Origin of the sequence: Hyphomonas sp. (genome assembly GCF_013823385.1) — a bacterium.
GTDB lineage: Bacteria > Pseudomonadota > Alphaproteobacteria > Caulobacterales > Hyphomonadaceae > Hyphomonas.
Genome location: NZ_PNMA01000004.1, coordinates 22,099 through 41,575, shown reverse-complemented (window position 1 = coordinate 41,575; position 19,477 = coordinate 22,099). Strand labels below are relative to the sequence as shown.

Annotated in this window: 16 protein-coding genes; 12 read left to right on the top strand and 4 right to left on the bottom strand. The window is 62.8% G+C overall.

Features of this window, described 5'->3' with window-relative positions; genetic code table 11:
- Nucleotides 1-3: 3 nt before the first annotated feature.
- The 8 genes from C0456_RS04005 to C0456_RS03970 all read left to right on the top strand — a co-directional run bounded on the left by C0456_RS04005 (nucleotide 4) and on the right by C0456_RS03970 (nucleotide 10,957).
- Complete coding sequence (locus tag C0456_RS04005; RefSeq protein ID WP_291048579.1) at nucleotides 4-1,269, top strand: efflux RND transporter periplasmic adaptor subunit; 1,266 nt, start codon at nucleotides 4-6, stop codon at nucleotides 1,267-1,269.
- Nucleotides 1,266-4,487, top strand: coding sequence for an efflux RND transporter permease subunit (locus C0456_RS04000; protein WP_291048577.1), 3,222 nt, complete (start codon nucleotides 1,266-1,268; stop codon nucleotides 4,485-4,487). Before C0456_RS04005 ends, C0456_RS04000 begins: the two co-directional genes overlap by 4 nt.
- A 90-nt stretch (nucleotides 4,488-4,577) precedes the next feature.
- Complete coding sequence (locus C0456_RS03995; RefSeq protein ID WP_291048575.1) at nucleotides 4,578-6,788, top strand: M13 family metallopeptidase; 2,211 nt, start codon at nucleotides 4,578-4,580, stop codon at nucleotides 6,786-6,788.
- 123 nt (nucleotides 6,789-6,911) lie between these two features.
- On the top strand, nucleotides 6,912-7,241 hold the full coding sequence (locus C0456_RS03990) for a hypothetical protein (RefSeq protein ID WP_291048573.1): 330 nt from the start codon (nucleotides 6,912-6,914) through the stop codon (nucleotides 7,239-7,241).
- 103 nt (nucleotides 7,242-7,344) lie between these two features.
- Nucleotides 7,345-7,938: a glutathione peroxidase gene (locus tag C0456_RS03985; RefSeq protein ID WP_291048570.1), complete on the top strand. Its 594-nt coding sequence runs from the start codon at nucleotides 7,345-7,347 to the stop codon at nucleotides 7,936-7,938.
- A gap of 102 nt (nucleotides 7,939-8,040) precedes the next feature.
- Nucleotides 8,041-9,222: a thiolase family protein gene (locus tag C0456_RS03980; RefSeq protein ID WP_291048568.1), complete on the top strand. Its 1,182-nt coding sequence runs from the start codon at nucleotides 8,041-8,043 to the stop codon at nucleotides 9,220-9,222.
- A 10-nt stretch (nucleotides 9,223-9,232) separates the two neighbouring features.
- Entirely contained in the window at nucleotides 9,233-9,856 is a 624-nt protein-coding gene (locus tag C0456_RS03975; RefSeq protein ID WP_291048566.1) for a hypothetical protein, read from the top strand.
- A gap of 18 nt (nucleotides 9,857-9,874) precedes the next feature.
- Nucleotides 9,875-10,957 (top strand): DUF2332 domain-containing protein, encoded by a 1,083-nt coding sequence (locus tag C0456_RS03970; RefSeq protein WP_291048564.1) that lies wholly within the window; start codon nucleotides 9,875-9,877, stop codon nucleotides 10,955-10,957.
- On the opposite strand, the gene C0456_RS03965 is transcribed toward C0456_RS03970, so the two are convergent.
- Both C0456_RS03965 and C0456_RS03960 read right to left on the bottom strand, forming a co-directional pair.
- Nucleotides 10,954-12,018, bottom strand: a complete 1,065-nt coding sequence (locus tag C0456_RS03965; RefSeq protein WP_291048562.1) for a serine hydrolase — start codon at nucleotides 12,016-12,018, stop codon at nucleotides 10,954-10,956. The two genes, C0456_RS03970 and C0456_RS03965, sit on opposite strands and share 4 nt — an antisense overlap.
- Nucleotides 12,019-12,085: 67 nt before the next feature.
- Complete coding sequence (locus tag C0456_RS03960; protein ID WP_035601403.1) at nucleotides 12,086-12,583, bottom strand: Lrp/AsnC family transcriptional regulator; 498 nt, start codon at nucleotides 12,581-12,583, stop codon at nucleotides 12,086-12,088.
- 126 nt (nucleotides 12,584-12,709) lie between these two features.
- Between C0456_RS03960 and C0456_RS03955 the strand changes: the two genes are divergently transcribed.
- Nucleotides 12,710-16,171, top strand: coding sequence for an indolepyruvate ferredoxin oxidoreductase family protein (locus tag C0456_RS03955; RefSeq protein WP_291048557.1), 3,462 nt, complete (start codon nucleotides 12,710-12,712; stop codon nucleotides 16,169-16,171).
- A gap of 85 nt (nucleotides 16,172-16,256) precedes the next feature.
- Here C0456_RS03955 and C0456_RS03950 read toward each other — a convergent pair whose 3' ends face one another.
- Together C0456_RS03950 and C0456_RS03945 are read right to left on the bottom strand one after the other, a co-directional pair.
- On the bottom strand, nucleotides 16,257-16,589 hold the full coding sequence (locus C0456_RS03950) for a DUF6726 family protein (RefSeq protein ID WP_291048554.1): 333 nt from the start codon (nucleotides 16,587-16,589) through the stop codon (nucleotides 16,257-16,259).
- Between the two features lie 65 nt (nucleotides 16,590-16,654).
- Nucleotides 16,655-18,247, bottom strand: coding sequence for a lysine--tRNA ligase (locus tag C0456_RS03945; protein WP_367179206.1), 1,593 nt, complete (start codon nucleotides 18,245-18,247; stop codon nucleotides 16,655-16,657).
- Nucleotides 18,248-18,406: 159 nt separating this feature from the next.
- On the opposite strand from C0456_RS03945, the gene C0456_RS03940 reads away from it, so the two are divergent.
- The 3 genes from C0456_RS03940 (at nucleotide 18,407) to C0456_RS03930 (ending at nucleotide 19,371) form a co-directional block, all read left to right on the top strand.
- The gene (locus tag C0456_RS03940; protein ID WP_291048548.1) at nucleotides 18,407-18,856 is read left to right on the top strand and encodes a hypothetical protein; all 450 of its coding nucleotides are present in this window, start codon (nucleotides 18,407-18,409) and stop codon (nucleotides 18,854-18,856) included.
- A 3-nt stretch (nucleotides 18,857-18,859) separates the two neighbouring features.
- Entirely contained in the window at nucleotides 18,860-19,087 is a 228-nt protein-coding gene (locus C0456_RS03935) for a helix-turn-helix transcriptional regulator (protein WP_291048546.1), read from the top strand.
- Nucleotides 19,088-19,170: 83 nt separating this feature from the next.
- Nucleotides 19,171-19,371 (top strand): (2Fe-2S)-binding protein, encoded by a 201-nt coding sequence (locus C0456_RS03930; RefSeq protein WP_291048543.1) that lies wholly within the window; start codon nucleotides 19,171-19,173, stop codon nucleotides 19,369-19,371.
- Nucleotides 19,372-19,477: the final 106 nt, after the last annotated feature.

Below are 19,477 nucleotides of genomic sequence, written 5' to 3'. Positions count from 1 at the left end.
GCCATGGGACGCTGGATCGCCATCATCGCACCAATCGCCATCGTTGTTGTTCTGGGTGTCGGGGGCGTCATCGCCATCACCGCCATGAAGCCGGAGCCGGCGAAGAATGACGAGCCGCGAGCCGGTCTCAATGTCTTTGCCGAACCCGTGAAAGCTGGCTCCCTGACGATCACCGTCGAAGCGCAGGGTGAAGTCCGCCCCAAGCGCGAGATCATCGTTGCCCCGCAGATCGCCGGGCGCGTCACCTATGTGTCCCCCGATTTTGTCGATGGCGGTTTCATCAAGCGCGGCCAGGTGCTCGTCCGTGTCGAGCCGGCTGACTATGAACTCGCCGTGGTGCGCGCCCGGTCGATTGTCGCCAGCGCCGAGCAGGGGCTTGCCCGTGAGATTGCGGAAGCGGAACTGGCGCAGAAGGATCTCACCGACCTTGGCCTGGCCGACGCCTCCCCGCTCGCGCGCCGGGAGCCGCAGCTCGCCGAAGCGCGCGCCGCTCTGGAATCGGCCAAGGCGCAACTCGCCGAGGCCGAACTCAGCCTTGGCCGGACCGCCGTGGTCGCCCCCTTCGATGGCCGCGTGCGGGAACGCTCGGCCGACATTGGCCAGTTCGTCTCGCCGGGACAGTCGCTCGGCAACATCTTCGCCACGGATGTGGTGGAAGTTGCCCTGCCGCTGAAGGACGCTGACCTTGGCCAGCTTGGCCTGCCGATCGCCTTTTCCGCAACGCCGCAAAACCCCGGCCCCCGCGTCGAATTCTCCGCCGTCGTCGGCGGCCAGCCCCGCACCTGGGCCGGCGAAATCGTGCGCACCGGCGCCGCCATCAACTCGCAGACCCGCCAGATCAATGTATTTGCCGAGCTGAAAGACCCCTTCGGCGAAGGCGCGGACGACGGCGCACCGATGGCACCGGGCCTGTTCGTCAACGCCCGGATCGAAGGCGCAAAGCTGGACAATATCCTGATCGCGCCGCGTGCCGCGCTGCGCGGCGACAACCGCCTGTTCATCGGTGACCCCAAGAACGGAAAGCTCTCCATCCGCCCTGTGGATGTGGCCTATTCCGATCGCACCGGCGCCTATCTGCGCTCGGGCGTGGAGCCGGGCGAACTTGCCATCACCAGCCCCATCCAGGCTGCCTTCGACGGCATGAGCATCACCGTGCTGGAACGCCTGCCGGACGGGACGGTGAAGGTTCATGGCGAGAAGAAGAAGGCTGATGCCGACGCGCTCGCTGACGCCGGCACCAAGGAAGGCGGCGAAGGGAGCGCGCAATGAACGGCCTGGTCGCCTGGTTTACCCGCAACGCGGTCGCCGCCAACCTCCTGATGATCATCGCCTTTGCAGGCGGCGTGTTCGGCTACAGCGCGATGGAGCGGGAAATGTTCCCGGTCGTGAAGGTTTCCGGGGCCTCGGTCTCGGTTGCCTGGAACGGCGCCTCGCCGCGCGACATTGAGGAACAGATCGTCACCCGCATCGAGGAAGCGGTCGCCAGCATTAACGGGCTCGACCGTATCACCTCGGTTGCCACCGAAGGCTCCGGCGTCGTCAACATCCGCGGCCGCGATGACATCGACATGGATGTCTTCCTCGACGAGATCAAAGTCCGCGTCGACCAGATCAACAACCTTCCGCAGGCGGCCTATCGCCCGCAGGTGACCCGCTGGGAACAGCGCAACTGGTTCTTCGGCATGGTGGTCCATGGCGATGTCGACCAGAAGACCCTCCGCCGGATCGGCAAGAAGATCCGGGATGACATTGCCCGCCTCCCCGGCGGCGAACTCGCCATCATGCAGGGCACGATGGATGAGCAGGTCAGCATCGAAGTTTCCGAAGAAGCGCTGCGCCGTTTCGGCCTGTCGCTGAATGATGTCGCCGCCGCCGTGCGCAGCACTTCGCTCAACTCCTCAGGCGGGCGCATCGAGTCCCCCGTGGGCGACGTGTCCCTGATGTCCCGCAACATCGCCGACTCGGCCGAGCAGTTCGGCGACATCATCATCCGTCAGACCAGCAATGAAGGCACCGTTCGCGTCAGCGATGTGGCCACCGTCATTGACGGCCTCGTCAGCGACAAGCTGAGCACCACGTTCAACGGGCGTAATACCATCTTCGTGATGACGCCCGAGCCCGACAAGATGGACATCCCGAGATACGCCAAGGGATTCCGCGACTATATCGAGCGCGCGAATGACCCGGCCAACGGCCTCCTGCCGGAAGGCATGAAGATCGACATCCTCTGGGACGATTCCAAGACCTTCGACGCGCGGATGGACCTGATCACCAACTCGGCGCTGCAGGGCGCCCTGCTGGTGATGCTCGTGCTTATCCTGTTCCTGCGTCCGGTCGTGGCTTTCTGGGTCACCGTCGGCATCGTCACCGCCTTTGCCGGCGCCGTCATGCTGATGCCGTTCTTCGGCGTCTCCTGGAACATCCTGTCCACCTTCGCCGTGCTGCTAGTGATCGGGGTTATCGTCGACGACGCCATTGTCGTGGGCGAGAACATACACAGGGAAGTCGAAACCGGCCGGCGCGAAGGTCTCGAAGCGGCCATTGCCGGCACACAGATGGTGATGAAGCCGGTGATCTTCGGCGTGCTGACGACCATCATCGCCTTCCTGCCCTGGGCCTTCATCACCGGCCCGACACGCATGTTCACCCAGCAGATCAGCTTTGTGGTGGTGGCCGCCCTCACCTTCTCGATCATCGAGTCGATGCTGATCCTGCCCAACCACCTCTCGCACATGAAGAAGCAGGCGTTCGACGGGCGCACGGGCCGCTTCATGGCCATGCAGCGGCGCATCGCCGACAGCATGCTGTGGTTTGCCAACAACCTCTACAAGCCGGTGCTCGAGCAGGCGATCCGCTTCCGCTACGCCACGGTCGCCTTCTTCTTCTCGCTGTTTGCGATTGCGGTGACGCTGCAATCGACCGGCATCGTGCCCTTCAAGTTCATGCCGGAAATCGAGGCCGACCTCATCCAGGTCAGCATCGAGATGCCCGACGGCACGCCCTATGAACGCCTGCTCCAGGTGCGCGACCAGCTGCAGAACGGTGTGGACGTCGCCAAGGCGGAACTCTCCAAACAGTATCCGGACGTCAAGGACGGGCTGATCCGCGATGCGTCGCTCATTGCCTCCGGCCGCCGGGTACAGGCCTTCATCGGCCTCGTCCCGCCTGAGGAGCGTCCCGAAACCATCCGTTCCAAGGACATCGCCGAACAGCTGCGCGCAGCCACCGGCGAGATCCAGGACGCCGAAACAATCGAGTTTGCCTTCACCTTCAACGAGGCCGACAATGGCGTGCAGTTCGCGCTCAGCCATCCTGATCTCGACCGGCTCCGCGAGGCGGCAGACTATCTGAAAAACCACCTGGCCACCTATTCCGAAGCCTATGATATCTCCGACAACCTCTCCTCATCCGCCGAGGAAATCCGCGTCACGCTGAAGCCCGGCGCCGAAACACTGGGTATCTCCCTTGGCGATGTTTCCAGCCAGGTGGCGCAGGCCTATTACGGCATCGAAGCCCAGCGCAATCCGCGCGACGGCGAAGATGTGCGCGTCATGGTGCGCTTCCCCGAATCGGCGCGCCAGGATCTCGACAGCCTCGAAACGCTCCGTATCCGTACAGCCGATGGCCGCGAAATTCCGATCACCCAGGTCGCAGAGTTTGAATTTGCACCGGGCATCAACCGCATCGTCCGCCGCAACCGGATGCGTTCGGTCACCATTTCCGCCGAAATCTTCGGCGATGGCGGGCGGGGCCGTATCATGGGCGCCATGGAACAGGATTTCTGGCCTGGCTTCCGTCAGCAATTCCCCGATGTGATCCGCGGCGAAGCGGGCGGGTATGAGCAGGAGCAGCGCTTCTTTGCCGAAATCGGCCGCCTGCTGCTGATCGGTGTCGGGGCGATGTACATGCTGCTCGCCGTGGCTTTCCGGTCCTATTCCCAGCCGCTGCTGCTGATGATGGCCCTGCCCTTTGCCTATTGCGGCGCCATCTTCGGCCTGGCCATCAGCGGCGTGCCGATGGCCATGTTCGCCTTCTTCGGCATCGCGGCCGCCGCCGGCGTCGTCATCAACGACAACCTTGTGCTGATTGACTATGTCAACCGGCGGCGCGAAGAAGGCGCCGGCGCCGTGCAGGCCCTGGTCGATGGGGGCGTCTCCCGCTTCCGGCCCATCCTCCTCACCTCGGTTACCACCTTTGTCGGCATCCTGCCCCTGATGGCAGAGCGCTCCGTACAGGCACAGTTCCTGCAGCCGATGATCGTGTCGCTGGGCTATGCTGTGGCCTTCGCGCTCTTCGTGTCGCTGCTGATGGTGCCTGCGCTCTACGCAGTCGGTGTGGAAATCGGACGCATCTTCCGCTGGACATGGGGCGGCAAGCCCTACCGCCAGATCGGCGAAGGCTATACCGGCCATGTGACGCTGGATGAGGAAGCTCTGATGGGCACCAGCCAGGGCGGCCATGACGCCCAGGCCCGGCCCGCAGAATAGTCCCATGCATCCCTGCCCAAATTAATCAGTAAGCCGATGGCCGGGTATTCCGGCCATCGGTAGTTTTTGCAAACAGTCGGAGGACCGAAAATGAAACGTTTGCTCCTTGGCGCGGCAGTCATCGCGCTTACTACCGCCTGCGCGACAGCGCCCGCATCCTCGCCAGCCGCCGGGCTTGCGCCCGCTGACACCCCTCCGGCCACCAAGGCGAGTGACGGAAAATATCCGACGCCTGAGGGCCTCGTTCTTTCCGCGCCCGACACCTGGGGTGACTGGGGCGTAGACCTCACGGCATTCAATGCCGAAGTGCGCCCCGGCGACGACTTCAATACCTATGCAAACGGCACCTGGATCGACACGATCGAAATCCCGCCGGATCGTTCGCGCTATGGCAATTTCGACCTGTTGCGCGAGAAATCCGAGCAGCGTGTGCGCCTGATCATCGAGGATCTCGCCAAGGCTGGCCCGGCGCTGGATACGCCGGAAGGCAAGATCGGCGCCTACTACGCAGCCTATCTCGATATCGATGCGATCAACGCTGCCGGGCTGGAGCCGGCGAAACCCTACTTCGATCAGATTGACGCGATTGCCAGCATCGAGGATGTCAGCCGTCTGACGGCTACTGTCGGCTTTTCGTCTCCGATCAGCGGCTATGTGTTCGTTGATGACAAGGACCCGGAAACCTACATCTTCCAGATGGGTCTCAGCGGCCTTGGCCTTCCAGACCGGGATTATTACCTGAAGACCGACGAGAAATCCGTCGAGCAGCGCGCCAAATATGTGGAGCTGCTGACAACCCTTCTGGGCAAGGCCGGGTATGCCGATCCGGCAGCGGCCGCCGCGGACGTCATGGCGTTTGAAACAGAGATGGCCAAAGCACACTGGGACCGCGCCCTCTCGCGCAACCCGGAAATCACCTATAACAAAGTCTCGCGCGCTGAATTCTATGCCATGGCCGGCCCCTTCCCCGCCGCCATCGCGCTCGACACGATCGGCGTCGGCGAGCAGGGTCATTTCCTCGTCGCGCAGGTTCCTCCGACGCCGGAAGAACTGGCTGAGGCAGGCATTTCGGCAGAAGACGCCACCAAGCTGGGCGGTGGCTTCCCGGCCATGTTCCAGCTGGCGGGCGAAACCCCGCTCGACACCTGGAAAGCCTATCTGAAAGCCCATTTCCTGATCGACCATTCGGACGTCCTGCCCGATGAGATCGACCGTGAAGTCTTTGCCTTCTACGGCACCACCCTGCGGGGACAGCCCCAGCAGCGCGAGCGCTGGAAACGCGCCGTTTCCTCAACCGAGGGCGTTCTGGGCGAAGCCATCGGCAAGGTATTTGTCGAGCGTTACTTCCCGCCGGAGAACAAGGCAGCAATGGACGAGCTTGTGGCCAATCTGCGCAAGGCCATGGCAGTCAATCTCGAAGAGCTCACCTGGATGAGCGACACGACCAAGGTGAAGGCCGAAGAAAAGCTCTACAGCTTCAACCCGAAGATCGGCTATCCCGACACGTTCGAGACCTATGACACTCTGGTCGTCACCACCAACGCACTCGACAATTCCATGGCGGCCGCCAAATGGGCGCTGGAAGATAATCTGTCCGACCTCGGAACAACGGTTGACAAGACCAGATGGTTCATGACCCCGCAGACGGTCAACGCCTATTACAACCCGGCCTTCAACGAGATCGTGTTCCCCGCTGCCATCCTGCAACCGCCTTTCTTCAACCTGTCTGCTGATCCGGCGGTGAACTATGGCGCTATCGGCGGCGTCATCGGCCATGAGATGGGTCACGGCTTTGACGACCAGGGCGCCAAATACGCCCCGTCCGGCGCGCTCAGCAACTGGTGGACCCCGGAAGACCAGGCAGCCTTCCGCCAGCTCGGCGACGCTCTGGTGGCGCAGTATAACGGCTATTGCCCGCTCGATGACGGCGCAACCTGCGTCAATGGCCGCCTGACCCTTGGCGAGAATATCGGCGACCTTGGCGGCCTCTCGATGGCCTACAAGGCTTACCAGCTCAGCCTGGACGCGAATGGCGACGGCGTCGTCAGCGCAGAGGAACAGGCGCCCGTCATTGATGGCCTCACCGGTGATCAGCGCTTCTTCCTGGGCTGGGCGCAGGTCTGGCGGTCGAAATACCGGGATGAAGCCAAGCGCCAGCAATTGCTGACCGATCCTCATTCCCCGCCGGAATACCGGATCAACGGCGTCGTGCGCAATCTCGACGAATGGTACGCCGCCTTCGGTGTCACCGAAGGGGATCCCCTCTACCTGCCCCCGGAACAGCGTGTCCGGATCTGGTAACGGCTGAAACAAGGATTGACCGGGAGAGTGTCCCGCTCCCGGTCAGTTCTGCCTTTAACCATCTGATTCCCAGGCGGTCGGCCCACGGCCATGTTCCGGCATGTTTCTTGCTTTGGGTTGGCTATGTCTATGCTGACACGCCTCTTCGCAAACCGGAAAACCGGAACGGTCGCCCCGTCACGTATCGAAAACGTGACGTCTGCGCGGCGTAGTGAAGACTTTGCCCGGCCGCTGCGCGCGCATGTATACCGGGAAGCCACCGTCACTCTGGAATCGGGCTATACGCGCAAGGGTATCGTGCTGGACTATTCCGACACAGGCCTGCGCATCCGCTTTCCCACCAATGAAGCCATGCCGCGCCTCCTCACCGTGAACGCCCGCACCGTCGGCATTGCCGGCCGCGCGCAGGTCATCTGGCAGAAGGACTCCGAGGTCGGCCTCAAGCTGATCTGAGCCGCCCGGCCTCTTCAACATCACAAGCATTTCATCTCGCATGGGGATGACGCGGCCTTTCAGCGGCCTATACTTCCTGTGGATATTGTCAGGAGACGCGCCTATGCGCCTAGCGATGCTTGCCCTTGCCACCTCTGCGCTGCTTGCAGCCTGCTCCGAAGCGACCGCCGGCCCCAAGGACGGCGCGCCCACCCCGCCCGCAGCCCAGGAGACCGGCATCCCCATGTCCGCCACCGAATTCACCAGCATTGACGGCAAGCCGCTCAACCTCACCGCCCTCGATGCGAAGGCCATCCTGGTGGTAAACACCGCCTCGCGCTGCGGATACACGCCGCAATATGCCGGCCTTCAGGAACTCTACGATGCCAACAAGGCGGATGGCTTCCTCATCGTCGGCGTCCCCTCCAATGATTTTGGCGGCCAGGAACCCGGCACCGAGGAGGATGTGAAATCCTTCTGCGAGATCAATTACGGCGTCACCTTCCCGCTGACCAAGAAATACGCCGTCACCGGCCCCGATCAGCACCCCTTCTACAAGGCCGCCGTCACCACGCTGGGAGAACCTGCCCAGCCGAAATGGAACTTCCACAAGATCCTCGTCCGCGCCGATGGCACCCCGATCAAGGCCTACCCCTCCTCGGTCAAACCGAATGACAAGGCGCTGGCGGCAGACATCGAAGCGGCCCTCGGCAGCTGACACTCGCCCGGAACCGGCCTCCCCGGCCTTGACGAAACGGCATGTCCGGCGCCTATTCTACCGCGCCGCACAAGAAACCATTGTCAGGAAGGAACGCCCCCCATGTCAGAGAAAGATCCGGTCGTCATCGTAGGTATGGCCCGCACGCCCATGGGCGGCCTGCTCGGCGAACTCGCCAGCTTCTCGGCCAATGAGCTTGGCGCTCATGCCGTGAAAGCTGCGACCGCCGAAGCCAGGCTCGGCGCCAGCGAAATCGACGAGATCATCATGGGCAACTGCCTGCCCGCCGGCCAGGGCCAGGCCCCGGCCCGCCAGGCCGCCATCAAGGCCGGCCTCGACAAGAAAACCGAGGCCACCACCATCAACAAGATGTGCGGTTCGGGCATGGAAGCCGTCGTCATGGGCCGCAACGCCCTGCTCGCGGGCGAAGCCACCGTCATCGTCGCGGGCGGCATGGAATCCATGACCAACGCGCCCCACCTCCTCACGCTCCGCCAGGGCCACAAATACGGCGCCGCCAGCGCACGCGACCATATGGCCACCGATGGCCTGGAAGACGCCTATGAAGGCGGCCCGATGGGCAACTTCGCCGACATGATCGCCCGCGAATACCAGTTCACCCGCGAGCAGCAGGACGCCTACGCCCTCGAAACCCTGAAGCGCGCGCAGGACGCCACCAAGAACGGCAAGTTCAAGCGCGAAATCGCGCCCCTCACCGTGAAAACCCGCAAGGGCGAAACCGTCATCGACACCGACCAGCTTCCCCGCGAAGCGATGCCCGACAAGATCCCCAGCCTGAAGCCCGCCTTCAGCAAGGACGGTACGGTCACCGCTGCCAACGCCTCGGCCATCTCTGACGGCGCCGCCGCCCTCGTGCTGATGCGCGAATCCGAAGCCAAGAAGCGCGGCCTCACGCCGATTGCCAGGATCGTCTCGGCCTCCAGCCACGCCCAGGAGCCGGCCTACTTCACCACCGCCCCCGTGCCCGCCATGCAGAAGGCCCTCAAGAAGGCGGGCTGGAAAGCGGAGGATGTTGATCTCTGGGAAGTCAACGAAGCCTTCGCGGTCGTCCCGATGATCGCGATGAAAGAGCTCGGCATCAGCCATGACAAGCTCAACGTGAATGGCGGCGCCTGCGCCATGGGCCACCCGATCGGCGCGTCGGGTGCCCGCGTGCTCATCACCCTGCTGGCGGCGATGGAAGATCGCGGCCTGAAGAAGGGCGTTGCCTCCCTCTGCATCGGCGGCGGCGAAGGCATCGCCATGGCAGTCGAGCGCGTCTGACCGGCGCGCCATGCCGCTCCGCAACCGGGTCGATCCGTTCGGGCATCTGCATGCAGTGCCCGAACGCGGTCTGTTCATGGGAAACCGGGGCGGCTGCTTCCACCGGGAAGACCAGTCCCTGAAAGCCCGGCAATGGGCCAGCCCGCGCTGGATCATCTGCCGGCTGGACTTCAAAGGCCGGCGCCGCCCGCTGATGCGGCCCGGCCATTATACCGAACTCTTCTTTCTGGATGAGGCGACCGCGCTCGCGGGCGGCCACCGCCCCTGTTTCGAGTGCCGGCGCCAGGAGGCCGAAGCTTTCCGGCAGGCTCTGATCCAGGCGGGCCGCCTGCAGCCGGGCGCCTCCATCTCCGAAGTCGATGCCCTTGCCGCCGGCGCGATGCAGCAGGTGCTTGCAGGCCGCCGCGCGAGAGAGAGCATCACACCCGCCCAGCTTCCAGACGGCGCCATGTACGCCGTTGAAGGCAAAGCCTTTCTTGTTCATGCCGGCCGCGCCCGCGCATGGTCTTTCGGCGGTTACGGCCCTGCCCTGCCCCTGCATGAGGCAGGAACAAGATTAACGCCGGAAATCAGCTGCGCGGCGATAAATTCCGGCTATGAAGTCGCCTTGCATACGTCTATCGGTAGTGTGTGAGCGAAGGGGCACAACCGCGTGGCGGGTACAACTAGGGACGATATTCTCGCGCATTTCCGCGAACAGGCAGGCTTCTGCGCTGCGCTGGGCTCTCCCTTCATGGAGGCCCTGTGCCTTGCCATGGCCAGTGACATCGAGACCGGCGGGCCGGTCGGGCGGCTGGTAAAGGGCTGGGCGAGCGATCCCCGCCGCGATGCCCTGTCCCTGCGGGTGGCCGGCTATCTTCATTATGCCGTTCTTGGCGGCAAGGCGCCGGAACTCGCCGCCGTCTATCCCGCCAGCAATCCGGGCTGGACGATGGATGCTGTCTGGCCAGTGGCGCGCAACTGGCTGGCAAGGCATGAGCGGGCCGCAAAGGTTTTCATAAAATCACCCCCGCAGACCAACGAAACCCGGCGTGCCATTGCACTCGTGCCAGGCTTCCTGAAGGTGGCGAGCCTCTTTCCGGGACCGATGCATATGCTCGAACTTGGCGCCAGCGCGGGCCTCAATCAGAACTGGGACAGGTTCAACTACCAGACCAGCCGCTGGGAGCTTACCGGCAACAGCGATGTGACCATTGATACGGACTGGGTTGGTCCGCCCCCGGATCATATCGACATGTCGTTCAACGTCACCTCGCGCGCTGCCTGCGATCAGGCGCCGATCAGCCTGTCAAAGGCGTCAGCGGCGCGGCGGCTGAAATCCTATGTCTGGCCCGATCAGCCCGGCCGCCTGGCGCGGCTTGACGCTGCGATCGCCCTTGCCCGCCGCACCCGCGTTCGGGTTGACAAGGCAGACGCGGCAGACTGGCTGAAGGCAAAGCTCGCCGCGCGGCCTGAAGAAGGCCCGACCGTGATCTTTCATTCCGTCTTCCTGCAGTATCCGCCGGCTGAAACCCGCCGCGCCCTTCAGGCCATGATCGAGGAAGCCGGCGCCGAGGCCAGCTGGGAACGTCCGCTGGCCTGGGTGTGCTTCGAGCCAGCTGCCTTCTTCCAGGGGCCGGATCAGACCGGCATCCACCCGAACGATTTCATCACCTATCTGCGTGTCTGGCCGGAGGGCGAAGATTATCACCTGCTGCGCTCTGACGGGCATGTGATCCGGGCCGAACGCCTCTAGCGGAAATCTTCCTTCGCCCAGTCGATCAGCTCACCCGTCAGCTCACGGATGGCTTCGTTGGCCTCTTTCCCGGCCGCGTTCGTGTTGACGATGATGACCACGCCCGGCTCCGGCAGCACGACCACCTGAGACAGCCACATCGTGTTCGATCCGGCGTGGAGGTAGACCGGCTTGCCGTCCTCGCCCGTCTGCACGCCCCAGCCCATGGCATAGTCCGCCGACCCGTCGGGATAAGGCGCCATCAGCTTCCGGCGCATTGCTTCCGGCAGCGCTTCGGGGCCATCCAGGAAAGGCAAGAGAAGCGGCGCATGCCCGGCAAGGCTGATGTGAACCGTTCCTGCAGAAGCAAAAGCGGCCGCATTGTCGGCAGACGGGCCGGTGCCGACCGGCTTCAGCCCGCCAAACAGTCCACCCCTGTGCCCCTCAATAGCGTCTGGCGGCCCAAACCCAAATCCTGCCCCCGCGCCCTCCGGCGCCTGCCCGATCACCAGGCGGCGCATCAGCTCCTCATAGGTCTCCCCTGTCCCCGCCACCTGCTCCATCGCCCGGCCGGCAATGATGTAGCCCAGATTGGAATAGGTGAACTCGCCGCGCTTGCCGGACGGGGGCTTCTGCAGGGTGCCCGCCACCAGGCGCGCGCGCTGCTGCGCCACCGGGTCGCCATTGCGCGCTGCCCCCATCATCCAGAACGCGCCCGGATTGGCCGCCGCGCCGGAGCGATGCGCCAGCAGCTCCTCAATGGTCACGTCCTGCCAGCGAGGGTGCAATGTCTCGCCCTCGAAGATCTCGCCCAGCGTCAGGCCCCAGCGGGCTGAACCTGCCTCCACCAAACGGGCCCAGCCCAATGCCGTCAGCATCTTGGTATTGGACCCAATGTGCCAGGCGTCCTCGGTCTGGAGGACCGCGCCGCCGCGCGCGCGGTCGCCGCTCACCGCCAGGGCGATGAGCCCGTCCTCCGGCGTGGCGATCACCGCGCCAAGCCCGATCAGGCCGTGCTTGTCCCGCGCCGTGTCCAGAAGTGTCCGGATCTGTCCGGATTTGTCCGGATTTGTCTCCGCCATGACCGCGCCTGTCACCAAACTGGCCGCCAGAATGCACGCAAAAGCGCGGTTTGCCGCCCGCCAGGCGCTAGTCGCTGGACTTGGCCGATTGCCGCACGAGACCGAGCGGCAGGGCCGTGGTTTTCTTCGCAACGCGGATGACAATCCGCGACTGAACGTCAGAAACCAGTTTGGAACCAAGGAGTTTGTCGCGCAGGAAGTTGTCATAGGCATGCATGTCCGTTGTTACGATATGCATCGAATAGTCTACCGCCCCAGTCACGGTCATACATTCGACCACCTCCGGCCAGAGCTGCACAAGTGCTTCAAAAGCCTCAAGATTTTCCTTGCTCGGCAAGGCCAGTTTGACACTGGCAATCACCTCGAAGTTCAGCCCCAGCGCATGATTGTCAATCAGTGTCACCCGCCCCTTGATGAAGCCGGCCTCCTCCATGCGCTTGATGCGCCGCCAGCAGGGTGAAGAAGAAAGTCCCACACGCTCTGCAATTTCGGCGACCGACAGGCTCGCATCGTGCTGAATCAGATCGAGGATGCGGGCATCAATGCTATCAAGCTCTTGGGACAATTTACCGGGAACCCCTCAACAATTGGAAGAATATTCCCGGAAATAACAAAATTCTTGCAAGATAGGCAAGCAATTTCGTTCGTTTTTCCCAATAATATGCCGCAGACATTGGAGCGCCAGTCTGCCATGAAACACCGTGAAGTTACGCTGGACGACAAATACGAACTTGTCGAGGGCAAGGCTTATATGACGGGCATTCAGGCCCTTGTCCGCCTACCCATTGACCGCAAGCGGCTGGACCTCGCCGCAGGCCACAATACCGGCGGCTTCATTTCCGGCTACCGGGGCTCCCCTCTCGGGGGCTACGACCAGCAGCTGCGCGCCGTCCAGAAACTCCTTGATTCCCATGACATAAAATTCTGGGAAGGCCTCAACGAAGACCTCGGCGCCACCGCCGTCTGGGGCTCGCAGCAGCTTGGCCTTTTTCCCGGCGCCAAGTTCGACGGCCTGTTCGGCATCTGGTACGGCAAAGCCCCCGGCGTTGACCGCACCGGCGACGTTTTCAAGCACGCCAATGCGGCTGGAACCTCAGCCCTAGGCGGCGTCCTCGCCATTGTGGGCGATGACCACAACTGCAAATCCTCGACCCTGCCCTCCCAGTCCGACTACGCAATGATAGACGCCGAAATCCCCGTACTCAACCCGGCCTCGATCCAGGATGTGCTGGATTACGGCATCCATGGCTGGGAAATGAGCCGCTTCTCCGGCGCCTGGGTCGGCCTCACCGCGCTCGCAGATACGATGGATTCCGGCTCGGTCGTCGATGTGACGCTCAGCCGGCTCTCGATCCAGCGACCCGCCTTTCCCTTCCCGGAAGGCGGCGTCCATATGCGCCGGGGCGACATCCCCCTCAACAAGGAAGCCCGCCTGCGCCAGATCAAGCTGCCGGCGGCTCAGGCCTATGTCCGCGCCAACCGGCTCGATCATGTGATCCTGCCTTCGCCCAAGCCGCGCGTCGGCATCATCGTGACCGGCCAGGCCGCCCGCGATGTGTTCGAGGCCCTCGCCGCCATCGGCCTGACGCCGGAAGAAGCCGGCCGCATTGGCCTCAGCATTTTCAAGGTCGCCATGCCCTGGCCGCTGGAACCCCAAGGCATCCGCGAATTCTGCGCGGGTCTGGAACGTGTTGTCGTCATCGAGCACAAGCGCCCCCTGATCGAAGCCCAGCTGAAAGCGGCCCTCTACGACCTTCCCGAAAGCCGGCGCCCGGTGATCGAAGGCAAGTTCGATGTCGAAGGCCGCCCCCTGCTTTCCGACATCGCTTCGCTGAGCATTCCGGAAATCGCCAACGCGCTGATGCGCTCCATTCCCTCAGGCTGGGATACGAGCCGCGCCGAGGCCTATTTCAACCGCGTTGGCAGCGCTAGCGAAGCTGCGCGCACAAATGCCTCTCCCACCGTGCGCTCGCCTCACTTCTGCTCAGGCTGCCCGCACAATACCTCCACCAATGTTCCCGAAGGCTCCCGCGCGCTTGCCGGCATCGGATGTCACTACATGGCGAACTTCATGCCGGACCGGAAAACCGACATGACCAGCCAGATGGGCGGCGAAGGCATCGCCTGGGTGGGCCAGCACTGGGCGACGGAGGAGCCTCACGTCTTCGTCAATCTCGGCGATGGCACCTATTCCCATTCCGGCTCTCTCGCCATCCGCGCCGCCGTCACCTCCGGCGCGAACATGACCTACAAGATCCTCTACAATGACGCCGTGGCCATGACTGGCGGCCAGCATGTGGAGTCGGGCCAGACACCCGCGCAGATTGCCCAGCAGGTGGAAGCCGAAGGTGTCAAGACCATCCGTATCGTGACGGAAGACCCAACGCGCTATGCCGCCGTCACCGGCCTGCCGCGCGGCGTGAAAATCTATCACCGCGACGATCTGGAAGAAGTGCAGAAGGAACTGCGCCAGACGCCGGGCGTCACCGTCATTATCTATGACCAGATGTGCGCGACCGAGAAACGCCGCCGCTCCAAACGCGGCATGATTGCTCCGGACCGTGTACGCACCATCATCAATACCGAAGTCTGCGAGGGCTGTGGCGACTGTTCGATCAAGTCAAACTGTCTCTCGGTAGAGCCGGTCGAGACCGAACTTGGCCGCAAGCGCCGGATCAACCAGTCGACCTGCAACACGGACCTTTCCTGCGTCAAAGGCTTCTGCCCGAGTTTTGTGACCATCAAGGATGGCGAACCGGCCTGGGAAGACCAGCCGCGCCTTGTCTTTGATGCTGACGGCCTGCCCCTGCCCGAAACGCCCAGCCTCGCCCAGCCTTGGAACGTGCTGTTCACGGGCGTCGGCGGAACGGGCGTGACCACCGTTGCCGCCGTGCTGGCCATGGCCGCGCATGTGGACGGCAATGCGGCCTGCACACTGGACATGACGGGCCTCGCGCAAAAAGGCGGCCCGGTGCTTAGCCATGTGCGCTTTGCCCGTGAGCCGGAGATGATCTCTACCGGCCGCGTACCCCCGGCAAGCGCTGACCTTATCATCGGCTGCGATCTTGTGGTGGCCGCCGGCGGCGACGCGCTCAACCTGATGGACCCGGAGCGCACGGCTGCCTACACCAACTCGGACGTTACCCCTACGTCGGAGTTCATCCGTAACCGGTCAAAACGCTTCGAGAGCGACCTGCTCTCGGCGCGGGTGAAGCGCCAGACTGCAGAGTTCGGCGCCTTTGACGCTGAAGCGCTCGCCGTGGGCTATCTGCACGACGCCATCTACACCAACATGATCATGGTCGGGTATTCCTGGCAGAAGGGCAAAGTGCCTGTCAGCCTGCGCGGCCTTTATCGCGCCATCCGGCTTAACGGCACGAAGGTTGAAGATAACATGGCGGCGTTCAATATCGGCCGCATCGCTGCCGCCGCGCCCGAGCGCCTGGCGCCGCAGCAGGACCCGCGCGGCCACATTGAGCCCAAGACCCTCGACCAACTGATTGAGGATCGCGCTGGCCGCCTCATCGCCTATCAGAATGCTGATTACGCTGCTCGATACCGGACACTCGTGTCAGAGGTTCGCGCGGTGGAGACGCAAGCCGGCCTCGGCGAGACCCTGACGCGCGCCGTCGCCACCTATGCCTACAAGCTGATGGCTTACAAGGACGAATATGAAGTTGCCCGTCTCTATACGGATGGAAAATTCGCAGAGCAGCTTGCCAGCCAGTTCAAGGGCGGCAAGCTCCGCTTCTGGCTCGCCCCGCCCATCCTCTCGAAGAAGGATGCCAACGGGCATCTGGAGAAAAAACATTTCGGCGCATGGATGCTGACAGGCTTCCGCGTTCTCGCCAGGCTGAAAGGCCTGCGCGGCACAAAGCTCGACCTCTTCGGCTATACTGAGGAGCGCAAGATAGAACGCGCCCTGCGCGATGAGTATCTCGCCAATATGAGCCGCATTGCGCGGGAACTGACCGCCGCCAACCATAGCCTGGCCGTCGAGATCGCGCGTGTACCGGACGAAATCCGCGGCTTCGGCCATGTGAAGGAGGCCGCCGCCGAAAAAGCAAAAGCCTATGAGGCAGAGCTTTGGGCCGGCTGGCCGGAGGGCAAGCTGCCCAAAGCGAAAGTCTCTCTGATCGCTGCAGCGCGATAGCCGGGCCGCTTCCCGGCTGCATTGCGCGCGGCGAAACTGCACCCCTGGTTCGCGAGAGCGGACCAGGGGTTTTCTTTTTCAACGATCAACGGAGCGGCGACACTTCCACATCGACCACCTTGCCCTTCTTGCTCATCTTCTTGATTTCCCGTTCGACATATTTGGCTTTGACTTCGCGCGTCTCGGTGCGCGTACCCTTGCCCTTCTTGTAGGTCACCTCGAGGCGGACCATCTCGTCGGGCCCGTCCAGCGCATCGCCCGTCACCCGGACGGCCGTGCCGCCCACATACACCACGCCCTTGGCGGTCGCCTCCAGCGCGTCGCCTGCCAAGCTGACCGGAACGGTGACGATCTTGGTCGCCACACAGCCCGTCAGCGGCATGGTCAGAACGAGGGCGGCAAGAATGAGAGAACGCATGGGCAAAGAGCCTCCTTGAGAAGGCTCCTCTATAGCGCGGATCTACGTTACTTTCAGCTTACCGCTCATCCACGCGCGAGCGCGTCGTCGATCAGCCTGGCGGTCTCGGCAACGCCATAGAGGGCGGCAAAGCTGCCAAAGCGCGGCCCTTGCTCCTGGCCGAGCAGCACTTCGTAAAGCGCCTTGAACCATTCACGCAGGTTTTCGAAGCCATGATCCTTGCCGACGCTGAAGGTCAGCGTCTGCAGGTTCTCGCCGGTCGGCTCGTCGCTGAAGGCCTTGAAGCGCGCAGAAAGGTCCGCCATTGCGGCACGCTCCTGGTCCGTCGGTGCCCGGAAGGTTTTGGCCGGCAGCACAAAGTCGCGGTAATACCGCATGGCGTAGCCCGCCAGCTCATCCAGCAGCGGATGGGTCTGCGGCGAAGCTTCAGGGGCATAGCGGGTGATATAGGCCCAGAGCTGGGAGGTATCCGTCGGGTTTGCCACGGCGACAAGGTTCATGAGCAGCGCGAAGCTGACCGGGCTCGACCATTGCGGCGGGCGGCCGGAATGGATGTGCCAGACAGGGTTTTCCAGCTGCGCAGCGGCTTCTTCCTGCGGGAACTTCTCGAGGAAGGTGAGGTATTCGTCCACAGTCTTGGGGATCACGTCGAAATAGAGTTTCTTCGCCACGCGCGGCTTCTGGAACTGGAACAGCGCAAGGCTCTCGTCCGGCGCATAAGTCAGCCACTGCTCGACAGAGATGCCATTGCCCTTGGTTTTGGAGATCTTCTCCCCCTTCTCGTCCAGGAAAAGTTCGTAGACATATTGTTCCGGCGGGCGGGCACCGAGGATGCGGCAGATCTTGGAATAGATGGGCGCGTTGGCCTGGTGGTCCTTGCCGAACATTTCAAAGTCGATTCCGAGCGCGGCCCAGCGCATGCCGAAATCCGGCTTCCACTGCATCTTCACCGCGCCGCCGGTGACGGGCAGGGTCACATCCGTGCCGTCTTCATCCGTGAACGTGATTTCACCGCGCGCTGCGTCCACCTTCTTCATCGGCACATACAGCACCCGTCCCGTGCTCGGGCTGATCGGCAGGAAGGGCGAATAGGTGGCCCGCCGCTCTTCGCCCAGGGTTGGCAGCATCACATCCATGATCGCCTGATACTTCTCCGCCGCGCGCAGCAGCATCGCGTCAAACCGGCCGGACTTGTAACAGTCGGTTGCCGAAAGGAACTCGTACTGGAAGCCGAACTTGTCGAGGAAGGCGCAGAGACGCGCATTCATATGCGCGCCATAGGAAGCATGGGTGCCGAAGGGATCGGGCACCGATGTCAGCGGTCTCTGGAGAAAGGCCTCCAGCGATCTGGGATCAGGCACGGTATCGGGAACCTTCCGCATGCCGTCCATGTCATCGGACACACAGATCAGGCGCGTGGTATATTTTCCCGCCGTCAGTACCTCAAACGCATGACGGACCATCGTGGTGCGCACAACTTCCCCGAAAGTGCCGATATGCGGCAGGCCCGATGGGCCGTAGCCCGTCTCGAAGATGACCGGCGCGTCCGCCTCGCGCTCGCCAGCCTTCACCTGCTCGGCCACGCGCTTTTCCAGCGCGCGGGCAAGCTCGAAAGGCCAGGCCTTGGCGGTTTGGGCGAGTGTCGAGAGGTCGGTCATCTTGGTGTCAGTCACAGCTGATTAATGGTCCGCCGGACCTAGAGGCCACGCCGGGGGGCGTCAAGCGATGGGGGACCAAATTGTAAAATATGTTTGACATGTAAAAGATTTCAGGCCAGCTGCCGATGTATATAATTTTTGACATCATTGGAGACTGCCATGTCTGTCATCGAAACCGTCGCGGACATGTCGTTCCGGGAAAAGTCGGCCTGGGGCATGGGGCTCGTGTTGAGCGCGGGCGCGTTCTTCTATTTCAGCAAAGTGATGAGCCTTTCCGAGGCGCTTGGCAGAACGGCCCCGCCGATCATCGGCTTTGTGATCGCCTATGTCGTCTTCATCGTCATTGCTTCGGTGATCGTGATGTCCGTTCTGGCTGGCACTGCCGGCAAGGAGGCGAATGCGCCGGCGGATGAGCGGGAAAAGGTCATTGCCGACAAGGCCGGCAACTGGTCGGGCTATGTGCTGGCCGTTCCGGCGCTCGGGGGCCTCTGGCACTACTCCGTGAACCTCGATGGCAACATGCTGTTCCACCTGATCTTTCTCAGCCTCATGCTGTCGCAGATATCGGAATACGTCTTCCAGATAGCCCTCTATCGCCGGGGCGCCTGAACCATGGCCAAGGCCCCTCCCATCACGAATCGCATAAGGACGCTGCGCGAAGCTCAGGGCGGCATGAGCCAGGCGGCACTTGCTGAAGCCATCGGGGTTACCCGCCAGACGATCATCGCCATAGAGCTTGGAAAATACTCCCCCTCCCTGGAAAGCGCCTTCCGGATATCCAGGGTCTTCGGCCTTGGAATTGAAGATGTTTTTGGGTGGGAAACGCCGCCCGGCGGCTGATCATTTTCTGAAAGGCAAATTTAGGCTTCCCTCTCAGCAAAAGTCCGATTGACACTCATTCGCAAGTGTTGCAAATGGTTCGCATGATCATTTGCGTCTGCAATCGTATCAATTGCCGGTCGGTCCGTGAGGCCGTGGATGCTGGCGCGCGCAGCCCCAAGGCTGTGCAGGCCCACCATGGCTGCAAGTTCAATTGCGGCAAGTGCTCCACCACGATCGGTGAAATGATTTCCGAGAAGATGGACGCTCAAGGCTCCTCCCTGCCAATGATGGCGGCTGAATAAGCCGGCTGCAGCAAACGGTTTCTTCCTGAAAACTCAAAGCACTGGCTGGGCCTGCCTTGCGCAGGCGCCAGAGCCATGCCTGCTGCAACTGTGTCGCACTTTCATA

Bases quoted from the DNA above. Each gene is read 5' to 3' on its own strand.
- C0456_RS04005 (WP_291048579.1), top strand. From the start codon at position 4: ATGGGACGCTGGATCGCCATCATCGCACCAATCGCCATCGTTGTTGTT.
- C0456_RS04000 (WP_291048577.1), top strand. From the start codon at position 1,266: ATGAACGGCCTGGTCGCCTGGTTTACCCGCAACGCGGTCGCCGCCAAC.
- C0456_RS03995 (WP_291048575.1), top strand. From the start codon at position 4,578: ATGAAACGTTTGCTCCTTGGCGCGGCAGTCATCGCGCTTACTACCGCC.
- C0456_RS03990 (WP_291048573.1), top strand. From the start codon at position 6,912: ATGTCTATGCTGACACGCCTCTTCGCAAACCGGAAAACCGGAACGGTC.
- C0456_RS03985 (WP_291048570.1), top strand. From the start codon at position 7,345: ATGCGCCTAGCGATGCTTGCCCTTGCCACCTCTGCGCTGCTTGCAGCC.
- C0456_RS03980 (WP_291048568.1), top strand. From the start codon at position 8,041: ATGTCAGAGAAAGATCCGGTCGTCATCGTAGGTATGGCCCGCACGCCC.
- C0456_RS03975 (WP_291048566.1), top strand. From the start codon at position 9,233: ATGCCGCTCCGCAACCGGGTCGATCCGTTCGGGCATCTGCATGCAGTG.
- C0456_RS03965 (WP_291048562.1), bottom strand. From the start codon at position 12,018: ATGGCGGAGACAAATCCGGACAAATCCGGACAGATCCGGACACTTCTG.
- C0456_RS03955 (WP_291048557.1), top strand. From the start codon at position 12,710: ATGAAACACCGTGAAGTTACGCTGGACGACAAATACGAACTTGTCGAG.
- C0456_RS03950 (WP_291048554.1), bottom strand. From the start codon at position 16,589: ATGCGTTCTCTCATTCTTGCCGCCCTCGTTCTGACCATGCCGCTGACG.
- C0456_RS03945 (WP_367179206.1), bottom strand. From the start codon at position 18,247: ATGACCGACCTCTCGACACTCGCCCAAACCGCCAAGGCCTGGCCTTTC.
- C0456_RS03940 (WP_291048548.1), top strand. From the start codon at position 18,407: ATGTCTGTCATCGAAACCGTCGCGGACATGTCGTTCCGGGAAAAGTCG.
- C0456_RS03935 (WP_291048546.1), top strand. From the start codon at position 18,860: ATGGCCAAGGCCCCTCCCATCACGAATCGCATAAGGACGCTGCGCGAA.
- C0456_RS03930 (WP_291048543.1), top strand. From the start codon at position 19,171: ATGATCATTTGCGTCTGCAATCGTATCAATTGCCGGTCGGTCCGTGAG.